This is a genomic window from Anaerotignum propionicum DSM 1682 (assembly GCF_001561955.1).
In the GTDB taxonomy this organism is placed as follows: Bacteria; Bacillota; Clostridia; order Lachnospirales; family Anaerotignaceae; genus Chakrabartyella; species Chakrabartyella propionicum.
Genome location: NZ_CP014223.1, coordinates 1,384,865 through 1,400,570, shown reverse-complemented (window position 1 = coordinate 1,400,570; position 15,706 = coordinate 1,384,865). Strand labels below are relative to the sequence as shown.

Genomic DNA, 15,706 nt, shown 5'->3' with positions numbered 1-15,706 from the left:
TTATATTGTCAAATTTTGAATTTTAAGGGGTGTTGTTTATGTACGACTTTATAGCGATTGACTTTGAAACTGCAAATAATAATTTGAATAGTGCCTGCTCCATAGGAATAGTTGCGGTTAAAAATCAGGAAATTGTAAAAACTGAATATTTCTTAATAAAGCCTCCTACAGCTGAATTCTTAATGAAGAATGTCGACATTCATGGAATAACCTTTGAAATGGTGAAAACTGAGAGTAACTTTTTTGAAGTCTGGGAGCAATTAAAAGAATATTTCGCTAATACACATTTTGTAATTGCCCATAATGCTCAATTTGATATGTCTGTATTAAAATGTTGCTTTAATGAATATTCAATTGATATTCATAACTTTCATTACATAGACAATATCCACATTACGCATCTGTGCTCTCCTGGCAATTTACAAAACAATACACTAAAGACAGCAGCAGATCTCTATGGCGTTGATATCGACAACCACCACAATGCACTTAGCGATGCATTAGCCGTGGCAAACATTATTATCAATATACTTAAAACTCATAGACATGAAAGCTTTATATTACTTGCAGCTCATAGAAACTTTACAATTAAAAATTTTTATGAACTTAACTGCACAAACTTTTTTATTTCTTCCAAAAATAGAATTAAATACTCAAATAATACTATTTCTATGCAAGAATTAAAGGAATTAGCTGAACAAATAATCAGTGACAATTTAATTGAGATTGATGAAATAATATTCATTAAGGATTGGATTCAAGAGCACCAGTCGTTAGCTGGAAACTATCCATTCGATAAAATTTCCGCACTTTGCTCTCTAATACTGGAGGATGGTATTTTAACCGATTCTGAAGCTGATGAGATGCTTTGCCTATTATCACAATTCGTAAACCCAATAGAAACATCTTGCACGGAATGCTCGATTATATTTGAAGAGAAATTATTTGTATTAACGGGAGACTTCGACTCAGGATCTAAAAGTGATATCACAGAAATGATTATTTCAAAAGGTGGTTCCTGCAAAGACAACCTTACTAAAAAGGCGGATTATCTTATTGTTGGCGGTGCTGGGAGTGATAATTGGAAATATGGGAATTATGGTGGTAAGGTCGCAAAAGCTCTTGAAATGCAAGAAAAAGGTCACACTATTTTAATATTGAAGGAAAAAGACTTGATAAATTGTTTAGAATGATTTTATTAGAGTTTGCACTTCTCATATGCAAGCCTTAAAGGAACTATCAGATATTTTTCCGAAACTAAAAATCCCCACAGTACCGCAAATACTGTGAGGGTAAAAAACAGATTTGTCATGCTACAAACCCTTAATACATTATAAACTTTATAGAATATTTTGTCAATTAAGGGGGAATTTGTATGGGTTTTAGGTTTAGAAAGAGTATAAAAATTGCTCCAGGCATAAAACTTAATTTAAGTAAACGTGGTGTAGGAATGAGTGTGGGCACAAAAGGTGCTAGAGTTTCCCTCAATTCGAAAGGGAAAGTTACAAAATCTTTTAGCATCCCTGGTACCGGTATTTCTCATGTAACAACCACTTCTTTAAAGCCTTCTAAAAAGAAAGAGAAAAAGGCAAAAGAAGGAGGATCTGCTCTTTCAGAGAATAATTATAGTTATTCGCCATATTCAAATGAAAACAACGCTACACCTACAGAGATATATTCAAATTTTTCAGGTGGAGGCAATCTTCCGCCTAAAAAGTTCAAGCGTTGGATGATATATGTTGCCATTACTTTGATTGCCACATTGATAAACGTACGGTTATTTTTTCCTGCCGTCTTTATTCAAAGTATTTTCCATTTGCTACATGTAAAAAAAGATTTATTGAATCACCCAAATAGTAAAAGATATACTTTCATTACAATCGGTGTAATTATATTTTCAACAATTGGTTTGTTTGTACATACCTTTGCATCCCCTTCCATACCGGTTGAAACAATTGCACTTTCAGTTGGTAATGACACCATGGATATAAATGAAAATCAATTTGTCCAGTTGCACTATACTCCTGAAAATGCAGATATATCCGAAATCCGTTTTGAGGTAACTGACGATTCTTTAGCTGAGATCTCCAAGCTGGAAAACGGAGAACTTGAGCTGAAAACATTCAGCAATGAGGGGGATTTATCTATCCTGGCTGAAACATCGGATATTAAAAGTAATGAATTACTTGTCACAATTGTAGATAAGGAAAAGCAGGAAGCCGAACGCCTTGCCGCTGAAAAAAAAGCCGAGGAAGAAAGAATTGCTGCTGAGAAAAAAGCTGAAGAAGAGAGACTTGTGGCAGAAAAAAAAGCCGAGGAAGAAAGAATTGCCGCTGAACAAAAGGCTGAAGCTGAAAGACTTGCTGCAGAACAAAAAGCTGCAAGTGAGACAGTTCGTGTTACTAATACTCAAAAAAGTAATGGTCGAACCATTTATGTAACTCCAACCGGTAAAAGATATCACTACGACGACTCATGTAATGGTGGCCACTATACAGAATCTACATTAGAGGAAGCGCTTTCAAGAGGATTAACACCTTGTAAAAAGTGTGTATATTGATTTATTTATTAAGAAAGCTGCGGTCATGCTTGGTACTAAAACCTTTATAAAATTGGTTGTACTGCAAGACCGTTTTTTTTAGAGTAGTTAAATAGAAAATGAAAGGTGTCCTAACATGATATATATATATGCGAGACAATCCATTGATAAAAAAGATAGTATCTCCATTGAAACGCAAATTGAATATGCAAAACGTGAAGTATTCAATGAAGAGTTCAAGATTTATGAAGATAAGGGCTACAGCGGAAAAAATACGAACCGCCCTGCTTTTGAACAAATGATGAAGGATATGGACATCGAAGAAGTTTCAAAAGTAGTTGTTTATCGTCTCGATAGAGTTAGCCGCTCCATCGTTGACTTTGGTGACTTCATTAATTCTTTGGAGGAAAAAGGTATTTCCTTCGTGTCTGCTACGGAGAAATTCGATACTTCAACGCCAATGGGACGTGCAATGCTGTATATCGTTATTGTCTTTGCCCAGTTGGAACGTGAAACGATTGCCGAACGTGTTAAGGATAATTACTATGCACGAGTGAGGAAAGGTGCATGGGGAGGCGGACCCGCCGCATACGGCTTTAATTTGGTGCGTACGGTTATTGATGGCAAGAAGGCAACATCTTATCAACCTAATGAACAATTAGCCAATGTGGTCAAGATATTTGAGTTGTACAGGCAACAATATACTTCTTTGGCAGACGTGCAAAGATTTCTTGTCTCTGAGGGTATACTCTCTGCTGGTGGTGTTAATTTTGACAGTGCTAAATTATCCTCTATTTTAAAGAATCCTGCATATGTAAAAGCCGATATCGCTATTTACAACTTTTATAAATCCAAAGGAGCCATTATGGCAAACGATGTTGAAGAGTTTGACGGTGTGCATGGTTGTATCCTGGTAGGTAAAAGAGATGGAAATGAGCGAAAATATAAAGACGTGTCAGAGCACCTCTTGGCCATTGGTACCCACGATGGCATTATAGACAGTCAAACCTTCTTAGCTTGTCAAACTAAACTAGCATCCAACCGTCAGATTAAAAACACCTACAAGGGCAAATATTCATGGCTGACAGGGCTTGTAAAGTGTGGTTACTGCGGATATTCCTTTTCTGTTCGCTTTGGTGCCGTTAAAGAAGGACGTATCCCCTACTTTGCATGTTCTGGCCGCTACCTCCATAAAAGTTGCGATGCAATACAGACACACCGTGTTTACGATGTAGAGGCCTTTGTAGAAAACCAGCTTGTAAACGAAGCTGAAAATATAAGACTGCGGAATGAAAATACCGAAAATCACAATCAAAAAGACCAGAATAAAAAACTTATGCTTATCGAAGAGAAAATAAATAATTTAATTCTCTCTCTTGAAAATGCAAGTAGCGTCACCGCTGAATATATTAATTCAAGAATTGAAGCCTTACACCAAGAGAAACAGGATATCATGAAAAGTTTTACTCATATCCCACAAAAACAAAATGAGATTGCCAATTTTAGCGATTTCGACTGGGAGAATTTATCCATTGAAGAGAAAAATAAGGTGGCAAGAAGCTTTATAGAGAAGGTAATTTTAACTAAGAATAATGTTGAGATCGTTTTTAAATAGAGTATAAAAATAGAATGTCTTCTAACACAATACAGTGTTTGGGACATTCTATTTTCGATAATAATTAATTAGAAATACCATAATTACAACTACAGCTGATACAGCAGAACTGAAACAAGCATAAACTAAACCAGAATCAAAATATTCAGCATGATACATTGATACCCTCAAATTGATAAATACAAAAAGAAATAAAATCCAAAATAGTACTATTCCTAGAAATGCAAATAAAAAATAATACGTTTTTCTATTATTGTTATTAGTCTTAAATTTTTTATATAAGAACAATAAAACACAAATTAAAATGCTTGCTAAAAAAATAAAAATCAAATTATTGCGCATCAGAAAAGTAATAAGTATCCCCCCTATTTTCATGGAAAATATTAACTTTCAATAAATATACAATAACATATTTAGATTAAAATTGAAATTATAATTTATATAGTATCTAGTCAATAATCGACTTTTCTTTTTGTTTCTAACAGGGACAGCTTAGACTGGAAAGAATTAGGAGCAGACCATGAAATAAACCAAGTTTTAAATCATAAGCATCTTGGCAATGGTTCAATCGTCCTTTTCCATAATGATGCCAAATATACACCTGAGGTTTTAGATACCATCATCAAGGGATTGAAAGAAAAGGGTTACGAAATCGTTCCCATTTCTCAACTCATCCTTAGAGATAATTTTGAAATGGATCATGAGGGTAGACAAAGAAAAACCGTCAAGGCATCCTAAATTTGCGCAAACGAAAAATGTGGAACATTTGCCTAAACATTCTACCCTTTTATTTAGCAATTGATGTAAACGATTACATATATTGATTCTAATGGGATATACAATTTTAAAACATTAAAAAAGAATGCACCAAAATGTTGTAATTCTCATTTTGATGCATTCTTTGCGTTTAAAGCAAAATATCTATAAATTGATTTACGGAAATCCCATGGAAATACTTTTCAATTTCTGTATTTACCAACATTCTTTCTAAAGCCTCCCTTTTTAATTCACAGCCCTCCAATAACTTTGATAGCTCTCCATGGTCACTTACCCCAAAGAAATCTCCATAGAACTTCACCTCAACAATTTTACCATCCTTCGTATTCATATGTGCCTCAATTTTACCACAACCATCAATACGACGTTCCTTTTGCACAGTATATTCAGGTGATTTTCCATAATTCCAATCCCACTGGGCATAGCGTTCCACCTTAATTTTTTCGATTTCCTCTATATCTTTTTCAGTCAAACTATAGGTCTCCACAGGCATTTTCCCAAAAACGTAGGAAACCAGCTGATTTTGAAATTCCTCTAACGTTAAATCCGGTTTTAAATAAGGTTTCACATTTGTTACGCGGCTTTTTACCGATTTTGATGCCTTAGACTGAAATTTGTCCCCCGCAACATTAAGTACAGCAGCTACCACATCCAAATCAGAATTGAACATAATTGTTCCATGATGCATCACTCTGCCTTCTTTTAAATATTGCGAATTGCCCGAAAACTTCTTTCCGTCAATTGTGATGTCATTCCTGCCATTTACTTGTGCATCAGCACCTAATTCCTGTAGTAAAGAGGCAACCGGCTGACAAAACAGTTTAATATCCAAATCACTTGCTTCTTTTGCATCCATAATAAATGTAAAATTCAAATTCCCTAAGTCATGGTAAACTGCTCCCCCGCCAGAAAGACGACGAATAACCTTTACCCCTTTTTCTTCAACTACTTTGGGATTCACTTCCCCAAAAGTATTTTGGTTTTTACCAACAATTACCGCATTATTATTTTGCCACAGCATAAAATACTCTTTGCTGCGATCCATCTTATCAAAAACAAATTGCTCCAACGCTAAGTTAAACGCTGGATCCGTACTGGGTGATTTTAAATAAACCATTGACATATTGATTCCTCCTCTGGCCAGAAGCCATTTCTTTCGTAAAATTTGCTTTTATTTTACCATTATTAAATGAGAAAATCTATCCCTTTCTTTAGGTATTAAAAAACAAAAAAATCTTCCTCACACCCTAGGGGCTAGGAAGATTTTTAAATTTAATTTATTCCAAAGTTATTGTTCTGCCAAGTATTTTCATCAGGAATTCCATCATCATAATTAGTATCTCCGGGTGTATTTGTACCCGGACTATTCCCATTATTACCACCCCATCCACCATTGTCAATAGGAAGATTATCTTCGAAGGGCGGAGGTGAATTGGTATGGTCATAATCGCAAGTCTCCTTGATATTAATGTCCATTTTGCCTTCCGGTATTTTAGAAGGCTTACTTAAAATTTTACCCTTTTCATCAACTGCAAGGACAACATCCATACGGCTGGAAGCAGGGCAATTGTCAGAAGCAAGCTTACCAGATTCCTTGCAAATACTAAACACCTTGTGCACGGTACAAACTTCACCGGGTCCTTTAAAATCTGCCGCGGCGATATCCGTATGGGCTGTGAGTCCATAATAGTCCTGACCACATAGATCAGTTGCTATTCCCCCACAAGCAGAGCAATACGACTGGTTGACAAGACCACTTGGTTTTGTAAAGCCCTTATTAGAAAGCCCCTGATGCACCTGACTCATAACTGTGCGCCAAATGTTTAAGTGGGCACTTCCTCCATTTGCAATGACTTTTGAAGTATCATACCCCATCCAAATACCTGCAGTATAATATGGCGTATACCCATAGAAGGTTAAATCCTTGGTATCATTGGTGGTACCCGTTTTACCTGCAACAGTCATGCCGCTGATTGCAGCTCTATGACCTGTAGCACTACCGCCACCTGTAATTACGTCCTTCATCATATCCGTCAACATATATGCCGTTGTTTCCTTGATTACTCGATGGGTATCTATTTTTGAATTATCCAACAAAACATTGCCATCGTGGTCATATACAACCGTATAATACTGTGGCTCATTATAAATACCGCCATTTGCTATTGCTGCATAGGCAGCAGTTCCTTCTAAAACAGAAATACCTTGGGTTAAACCACCCAATGCTGTTGTTGCGGCCTTATCTGCATCCACCAGGGTTGACAGGCCGAAGCTCTCCATATATTTGAAAGAGGATTCCGCCCCAACCATCATAAATGTTTTAATCGCCAAAATATTCATGGAATCACGAATACCCTGTCTTACAGTGCAAGGACCTAAAAATCTGCCATTCCAGTTTCTTGGTGACCAACTGCCATAGGTAACCGGCTCATCAATAATAACAGAACCGGGCATTAAAAGCCCCATATCAATTGCAGGTGCATAAGAAGCCAATGGCTTCATTGCTGATCCCTGCTGACGCAGGGCTTGGGTTGCTCTGTTAAAAACAGAATCTCCGGGCTTTTGCCCTCTGCCACCAACCAAAGCTTTAACTTGTCCGTTATGTTGATCCATAATTACCATTGCAGCCTGTAAGGACCTAGATGTGGTAACCTTATCCAAAACCTTAACATGAGTATCATCTAAAAGTTCTTTTTTCACAGACTCAACAAATGCATCTACCTGATCCTCACTGGTAACCGTGGTTTTTCTTTCATAATGAGACTGATTACTTTTTGTATCCGGGTTTGTTGTATCCATAACCGAAATCAAATAAGTAACATCTAGGGTACCATCGGATGCAGGGAATAACGAATCATCAGTAAATGCAACTTCCATGGTATTTTGCATGGCTGCATCCATGGTTGAATAAATCTGGAGGCCACCACTATAAATTAAATCGTATGCTTGTGCCTTTTTATACCCTTTCTTCTCAACCAAATCGTTGGCAACTTGAGCAATCATTGCCTCAACAAAATAATTATGATTTGCTTTTTTCGTATCATCTTCTGTTTTACTGCAAACTAAGGTAGAAAAAACATCTTCAGCAACAGCTTGATCATACTCTCCTTGGGTAATATAGCTTAAATCCAGCATTTTCTTCAAAATTGTTGTCTGTCTCTCTTTACTTTTTTCTGGCTTCGTATCAGGTGCATATTGGCTCGGATTTTTTGTAATCCCCGCTATGACTGCACTCTCTGCCAAGGTAAGCTCGCTGGCATTTTTTCCATAGTAATACTGCGCCGCCGCCTCAACACCATTGAGTCCATGGCTTAGGCCAATTGTATTTAAGTACAATTCCAGAATATAGTCCTTTGCCGCTTTCTTGCTACCCAGTTGCTTTGCCAAAGACTTCTCAAAGGAAACAGCTAAATATTGCTCTTTTACTTTTCTCACAAATGTTTTTTCGTTGGTTAATACTTCGTTTTTAATCAACTGCTGGGTAAGTGTACTTGCACCCTGAGATAAACTAAGATGCCTAATATTTTGTATCGTAGCCCTCATAATCCCCCGCATATCAATGCCGTTATGGTCATAAAAACGTTCATCCTCAATAGCTATTACAGCCTCCTGCATATATGGGGCAATTTGAGCTAACTTAACGTATTCTCTATTTTCATCCCCATGAAGCTTATCGAATTCATCTCCTTTAGCATCATATATAATTGAAGTATATGATTCCGGCGTAACATCCTCTGTATTAAGCATATCTGTGCCATTTAGAATTCCAAACACCGTGCCCAGTCCGGCACCCACAACTGCAAAACCGACAATTACAGCAATCGCCAGAAGCACTTTAAAAAAACCACTGCTTCCTCCTTTACGTTTGCGTCTTTTTTTCTTTCTCGGATTTGATCTAGTTGAACGAGATGACGAACTGCTTCTCGGAGCGCCTTCAGGTGGGCGTCTCCTTTGATGCGTTTCACTCATGTACATAAACCCCCTTTAAATTCAATATGATTATAGCAGAAATCAACAAAGAGGAAAAGAAAAATTTCATTACAACAATCTTAATCCCCTTTTCTGCTGACGCAAAATGAAAACAAAAAAAAATTTGTGATATTCGTTCTTTTGATATTCTAAGGCTTTCCCACATACTCTTGTTTTAAGGAGATGAAAAAATTGAAGAAAAAATTTCGAAAAAAAAATAAAAAAAGTGGAGCTCTAATTCTGCTTTTCACATTTGTTTTTGTTTTTTTTATTACTATATTGTCTTTAAAGCAATTTGAAAAACAGATAGTGCCTTCTCTGCAAGAGATTTCCCATACCCGTTCCATGGCAATTGCCAACGAAATCATTAATCACTGCGTTCAAACTGTACTGACAGATTTGCCTTTATCCACGGAAGACTTTTTGACCATAACCGAAACAAACCACACATATACCGCAAACACACAACAGATTAATCTGTTTTGCACCCAATTAAATAATGAAATAAATGCTGCTATGCAAACTTTGCCCAATGAAAGAATATTAATTCCTTTGGGAGCAGCATTAGACAGTGCTTTTTTCGCAAACCACGGGCCTAAAATTCCCTTTACCCTAATGCCTGTAGGTGCAGTTACATCGGATTATGAAACTTCATTTACATCCGCAGGCATTAATCAAATAAACTATAAAATTTGGGTAAATTTATCTTTTGAATTGCAAATTGCAAACCCTCTTTTTAAAGAAAAAATAGTATTTTCAAAAAAAATAATGTTGATTGACACAATTATTAGCGGAAAAGTACCAGATTATTTCTTCGGTACAGGACAAAACAAGAATATCTATTGACAGATTGTGCAAAATATTATTAAATGTTAGTTGATTAGGATTTACTATTTTTTGGAGGTACTGGAAATGGTTAAAACACTAAAGGATTTTTTTTATGAGCTTGGCAGTCTATCTTACGATAATGGTGACTACGCCATTCTAAAAATTAAAGTGAAAGAAAATGAAGTAAAAGGCTTTGTAGACTGTTTCCTTCCGGGAACAGAAATATTAAGCGACGGTAAAAACGGCAAGCCCTTAACATTAAAAGGTGCTGCGAATACAGACAAGGGAGCTACCGGTGAAGAGGAATTGGAATTCACAGGTCTTCAATTATATGATTTTTCAGATGCAGATGGAAACTGGTATCTGATTACATTCCCTACTGTTGAGAAATTGGAGGAATACCTTTTAAGTGAGGCTGGATATTTGAATTTTTACAGCACACAAATGTTTGTATTTGAAAATGGCGTTGAGAAGCCCTTTGAAATCATGTTCAACGGTGACAATGATACCGTAATCGGCATCGATAAGGACTCTATGGATGCCCCCTTAGATATTCCATCTTTGAAAGACCGAATTTGGGTTAGATGGAGAAATCCAGACGAATTAAAGCCTTTGACAGATGCTGATGTTGCTGCGTACAAAAAGTCAATCGGCAGATAAAATCCCCGTCAGTGAGCTTAGAATGCCCAATAGGGCACATTGAAAGGTTATTGCAATTTATGTTTTCAACATTTTGCAATAACCTTTTTTACGTCTTTTTAAATTTCTATAGTCCCAAGTCTATTGGAATCCATTACAAATACTTCTCTCTTTTTTCAACGAAAAAAAGGATACCTCTGCAGTATTTCACTTTCGAGATATCCTTTTTCATTTTTATAGATGTTGCAAAAAAATTGATACTTTTTACTTAAATCAATAGAATTTTCCTTATTCTTTTACGAAGGAAACCAATAAATCTCCTTGGCTAACCTTTTCACCCTCAACAGCATAAATCTTATCAATCACGCCATCTTCTTTGGCAACAATTGAGGTTTCCATTTTCATGGCCTCAACAGTAAGCAAAGGTTGATTTTTCTTTACTGTATCCCCTTCTTTTACAAAAACCTTACTGATTGTTCCTGGAATGGAAGAACCTAAGTGGAAAGGATTATTTTTGTCCGCCTTTAATTTGCGGTCACTCTTTACTTCCAAGTTCTGATCCAGCACCTTCACCTCACGCACTGCACCGTTAATTTCAAAAGTGAGTGTGCGGAAACCTTCAGCATCAGGGTCAGACATATCAATATACTTAATCAGAATGTTTTTACCTTCACCGATTTCAATTGAAGTTTCTTCCCCTTTTGCTAAACCAAAGAAATATACATCGCTGGTTAATTTAGAAACGTCAGTGTAGTATTCCCAATGGAAGCAATAGTCATCGTATACCTTAGGATACATAGCGTAGCTGATAATATTTCTGGGGTTAATACGTTTCATTGTATGGGTTTCAAGCAAATGCTTCTCAATTGCCTTCAAGTCAGCAGGAGGTAGTAAAGCACCCGCTCTGCCCTCAATTGGTTTCTTGCCTTTTAATACAATTTTTTGTAATTCTTCAGGGAAACCGCCTTCTGGTCTACCAATATTCCCCATAAAGTAATCCACAACGGAGTCAGGATAGGATAAATCCTTACCTTCTGTCAAAATGTTATCCTGGGTCAAACCGTTTTTGGACATAAAGATTGCCATATCGCCAACAACCTTAGAAGAAGGAGTTACCTTGATGATATTGCCCAAAAGGTCATTTGCCTGCTTATACAACTGCTTAATTTCTTCAAAATTATCAGCAGAACCCATGGCTTTTACCTGTGCCAGTAAGTTTGAATACTGACCACCGGGAATTTCATATTTATATATTTCAGTATTTGGTGTTTTCATTTCGCTTTCAAAACCAGTGAAAATTTGACGAACACCCTCGTAGTAATGGCTTAATTCTGTCAACTGGTCAGTATCCAGTCCTGTATCTCTTTCTGTTCCTTTCAGCGCCTCAGCTACAGCATTCATGGAAGGCTGGCTGGTTAAGGAACTCATAGACTGAATTGCCAAATCCACAATATTTACGCCTGCTTCTGCTGCCATTAAAACTGTGCTAACACCATTGCCTGTTGTATCATGAGTATGGAGATGCAAAGGAATGTTTAATTCAGATTTTAAAGCAGTGAACAGCTCTTTTGCAGCATAAGGCTTCATCAAACCTGCCATATCCTTGATGGCAAAAATGTGACAGCCCAATGCTTCCATCTCTTTTGCCTTACGCACATAATAATCCAAAGTGTATTTTGTTTCTTTGGGATTCAAAATATCACCAGTGTAGCAAATTGCGCCTTCAACAATTTTTCCTGTTTTCAAAGATTCTTCAATGGGCATCTTCATATTTTCTACCCAGTTCAAGCTATCAAAAATACGGAATACATCTACCCCTCGTTCCGCAGAAATTTTGATAAATTCCTGTACCACGTTATCAGGATAGTTTGCGTATCCAACTGCATTAGAAGCACGCAAAAGCATTTGAATCAATGTGTTTGGCATAGCCTTTGAGAGCTGCTGTAAACGAATCCAAGGGGACTCTTTTAAGAAACGATATGCAACGTCGAAGGTTGCGCCGCCCCATGCTTCCACGGAAAAAGCTTTTTCCATTGCCATATTGGTAGCGGGTGCCGCTACGATTAAATCGTTGGTACGTAAGCGTGTTGCCATTAAGGACTGATGGGCATCACGCATGGTTGTATCTGTAACAAAAAGGCGTTTTTCCTTCATTAAACTCTGGGTATAATCCTTTGCACCCATCTTTAAAAAAGCATTCTTTGCGCCGTTTACTTCAATTGTAGAGCCATCCTCATTTTTACCAAAGGAAGGTACTGGAATTTTATCAAATTCAGGTTTATTACCCTTAGACTCATTCACAATTTTATTACCGATAAATTCTGCAATTTTCGTAGCACGGTCTTTACCGGGCACAATATGAAACAGCTCAGGTGTACTTTCAATAAATGTTGTTGTACACTTTCCATCATTCCAAATCTGGCTCTGCAACACATTAATCAGGAAAGGAATGTTGGTCTTTACACCACGAATTCTAGTTTCTTTTAACGCACGAATTGCTTTTTTGGTTGCGTTCTCAAATCGTCTGTCATGGGCAATCACTTTTACCAGCAAGCTGTCATAATAAGGTGTAATTTCCGCACCTGTGTATGCAGTGCCACCATCCAAACGAATGCCATTTCCTGCGGGAGAACGGTAAACATTGATTTTTCCTGTATCAGGTAAGAAGTTATTTGCAGGATCTTCTGTTGTGATACGAAGCTGAATGGAATAACCGTTACAGCTAATATCTTCCTGAGAAGCAATTCCGATTTCAGGGGAATTCAAAGGATACCCTTCTTCAATCAAAATCTGAGCCTGAACAATATCGATACCAGTCACTTCTTCCGTTACGGTATGCTCAACCTGAATTCTTGGGTTCATTTCAATGAAATAATAATTTTCATCGGCATCCACCAAAAACTCCAGTGTTCCTGCGTTTTTGTAACTTACATGCTTTGACAAACGCACTGCATCGGCAAAAATCTTTTCTCTAACACCATCGCTTATAGTAAAGGCAGGGGCAAATTCCACTACCTTCTGATGACGTCTTTGTACAGAACAGTCACGATCTAAGAGATGAACCACGTTGCCGTATTTATCACCCAAAACCTGAACCTCAATGTGTTTAGGATTACGAAGATATTTTTCAACGAAAATTTTATCGTCACCAAATGCTTTTTTTGCTTCATTTCTTGCTTCTTCAAATTCCTTTGCCATTTGCTCAGGTCCGTTCACAATACGCATACCGCGACCGCCCCCGCCGTTGCTTGCCTTCAGCATTACGGGATAGCCAACTTTTTCGGCAACAGCCATCACTTCATCCAAATCACGAATTGCATGGTCTACACCTGGAATGATAGGCACATTACATTCAATTGCCATTTGCTTGGATGAAATTTTATCACCCATGGCATACATAACTTCAACCTCTGGGCCGATAAAAGCGATGCCTGCCTTTTTACAAGCAGAAACAAAATCAGGATTTTCGGAGAGGAAGCCATAGCCGGGATGAATTGCATCTGCCCCCTTAGCCTTGGCAATCTTAATGATATTATCAATATCCAAATATGCGTCAATAGGCCCTTTTTCGGGATTTAGCAAATATGCCTCGTCGGTTTTGGTACGGAAAAGAGAGTATTTATCTTCTTTGGAAAAGATACCTATAGTTTGAATCCCCAGCTCATTCAAAGCACGATATACGCGAATTGCAATTTCGCCACGGTTTGCCACAAGCACCTTTTTAAACTTCTTAATTTGTACTTCCTGCATCTTTATACCTCCTTAATCATTATGCTTTACATTCAAAACCCAAAGTTTACAATTAAAAACCTTGTTCTCTATTATAATATACGATAGCTTATTCGTAAACTAAAAATCTGTAGAGATTTATATAAGTAAAACTTATATGCTTCGTCATTTTTTCCCCTTAGGGAAAATTTTTCCTAATAAATGTGTGAGGTTTTTACATTCAACCACTTCCAAATTATCCAATTTTACTTTTCTGGCACCTTCAGAGGCCAGAAACACCTTTGTAAAGCCCATTCTGTCTAGTTCTCGAATTCGCCCTTCCATTGCAGGAATTTTTTTTAATTCTCCTGTTAAACCAACATCGGCAATGAATGCCCAATCGGAGGGCAACGGAATGTCTTTTACCCCGGAAACTATGCTCATCAGCACAGCCAAATTCGCTGCCTGCTCCTTTAAAAACAGACCACCTGTTGTCTTCACAACCACATTTTTATCATATAGTTTTAACCCGCCACGCTGTTCCAATACAGACAAAAGAGTATTTAAAGTATCTTTTTTCATATTTTCGCTGATTCTTAACGGATATGCCGTAAAAGAATTGGAAACCAGACTTTCAATTTCAGCCACAACCGCGCGGGAACCTTCCCGCAAAACAGTGATGGCACTACCTGAAACAGCATCTTCTTTTTTTCTTTTAGTAACAAAATATTCTGATGGATTATCTATGGAAGTAAGCCCCTTTTCTGTCATAGCGAAGAAGCCCATTTCCCCAGTGCTACCAAAGCGGTTCTTTGTAGCAATTAAACTTCTCAGCTCTTCTGCTCCTTCCCCTTCCAGAACCAAAACGGTATCTACTAAATGCTCCAAGGCTCTAAGACCTGCAATTTCATCGTTTTTATTCATCTGTCCAATCATAAATACAGCCCTAGGTCTGACTTTGTTTTTTGCACTTTGCACTAAGGCTGAGGCGCATTCCATGGTTTGGGTTGGATTTCCTGCTCTGGATGGATAAAACTCCGATAAAGCAAAGGTTTGGATACTGTCTAAAATGATAAAATCAGCGTCCACCTCAGAAATTGCCTCCAAAACCCGATCCATAGAAGTATCTGCCAAAATCCAGATATTATCCTCCACCTTTTCCAATATTCGGTCAGCACGGCTTTTAATTTGGCTGTCGCTTTCCTCACCGGAAGCATAAAGCACCCGCTTACCGCTTTTGGCCAATTGGCTTGCCACCATAAGGGATAAGGTTGATTTGCCACCACCAGGAGGAGACGTGATAATTGACACGGAATCTCTTACTATACCTCCACCCATCACTCTATCAAACTCAGTAATACCAGTTAAAAGTCGCTCATCCCCTATGATTTCAACCTCAGACAATCGAGACACCACTTGATTGGAAGAGCTTTTCGCCACAGTCCTTGCAAAAGCCTGTCCCTTTTGGCTTTTTGTCTCTTCTCGTTCTTCAAATGTATTCCATGCTCCACAGCTGGTGCATCTACCAGCCCATTTCGGACTTTTATATCCACATTCAGAACAAACAAATACCGTTTTTGTCTTCATATCTCCACTCCCAGCCTATTCTATCATTAGAAAAAAGTGGGCTG

The 15,706-nt window shown here is 37.6% G+C and carries 9 protein-coding genes; 5 read left to right on the top strand and 4 right to left on the bottom strand.

What is annotated here, in order from left to right; all coding sequences use genetic code 11:
• Positions 1–38 precede the first annotated feature (38 nt).
• The 3 genes from CPRO_RS06610 (at position 39) to CPRO_RS06600 (ending at position 4,154) form a co-directional block, all read left to right on the top strand.
• Positions 39–1,193 carry an exonuclease domain-containing protein gene (locus CPRO_RS06610; RefSeq protein WP_066049395.1) on the top strand — a complete coding sequence of 385 codons (1,155 nt, stop codon included), beginning with the start codon at positions 39–41 and terminating at the stop codon, positions 1,191–1,193.
• A 182-nt stretch (positions 1,194–1,375) separates the two neighbouring features.
• Positions 1,376–2,560, top strand: coding sequence for a DUF4236 domain-containing protein (locus CPRO_RS15730; RefSeq protein WP_066049392.1), 1,185 nt, complete (start codon positions 1,376–1,378; stop codon positions 2,558–2,560).
• Positions 2,561–2,675: 115 nt separating this feature from the next.
• Positions 2,676–4,154 carry a recombinase family protein gene (locus CPRO_RS06600; protein ID WP_066049390.1) on the top strand — a complete coding sequence of 493 codons (1,479 nt, stop codon included), beginning with the start codon at positions 2,676–2,678 and terminating at the stop codon, positions 4,152–4,154.
• A 907-nt stretch (positions 4,155–5,061) separates the two neighbouring features.
• Here CPRO_RS06600 and CPRO_RS06590 read toward each other — a convergent pair.
• Positions 5,062–6,054 (bottom strand): lipoate--protein ligase, encoded by a 993-nt coding sequence (locus CPRO_RS06590; protein WP_236782399.1) that lies wholly within the window; start codon positions 6,052–6,054, stop codon positions 5,062–5,064.
• 149 nt (positions 6,055–6,203) lie between these two features.
• Complete coding sequence (locus CPRO_RS06585) at positions 6,204–8,900, bottom strand: transglycosylase domain-containing protein (protein ID WP_157881641.1); 2,697 nt, start codon at positions 8,898–8,900, stop codon at positions 6,204–6,206.
• Between the two features lie 192 nt (positions 8,901–9,092).
• On the opposite strand from CPRO_RS06585, the gene yunB reads away from it, so the two are divergent.
• Complete coding sequence (gene yunB / locus CPRO_RS06580) at positions 9,093–9,746, top strand: sporulation protein YunB (protein ID WP_066049382.1); 654 nt, start codon at positions 9,093–9,095, stop codon at positions 9,744–9,746.
• A 66-nt stretch (positions 9,747–9,812) separates the two neighbouring features.
• Complete coding sequence (locus CPRO_RS06575; protein ID WP_066049379.1) at positions 9,813–10,388, top strand: hypothetical protein; 576 nt, start codon at positions 9,813–9,815, stop codon at positions 10,386–10,388.
• A gap of 267 nt (positions 10,389–10,655) precedes the next feature.
• On the opposite strand, the gene CPRO_RS06570 is transcribed toward CPRO_RS06575, so the two are convergent.
• Together CPRO_RS06570 and radA are read right to left on the bottom strand one after the other, a co-directional pair.
• On the bottom strand, positions 10,656–14,117 hold the full coding sequence (locus tag CPRO_RS06570) for a pyruvate carboxylase (RefSeq protein ID WP_066049376.1): 3,462 nt from the start codon (positions 14,115–14,117) through the stop codon (positions 10,656–10,658).
• A gap of 144 nt (positions 14,118–14,261) precedes the next feature.
• Positions 14,262–15,662 (bottom strand): DNA repair protein RadA, encoded by a 1,401-nt coding sequence (gene radA / locus CPRO_RS06565; RefSeq protein ID WP_066049373.1) that lies wholly within the window; start codon positions 15,660–15,662, stop codon positions 14,262–14,264.
• Positions 15,663–15,706: the final 44 nt, after the last annotated feature.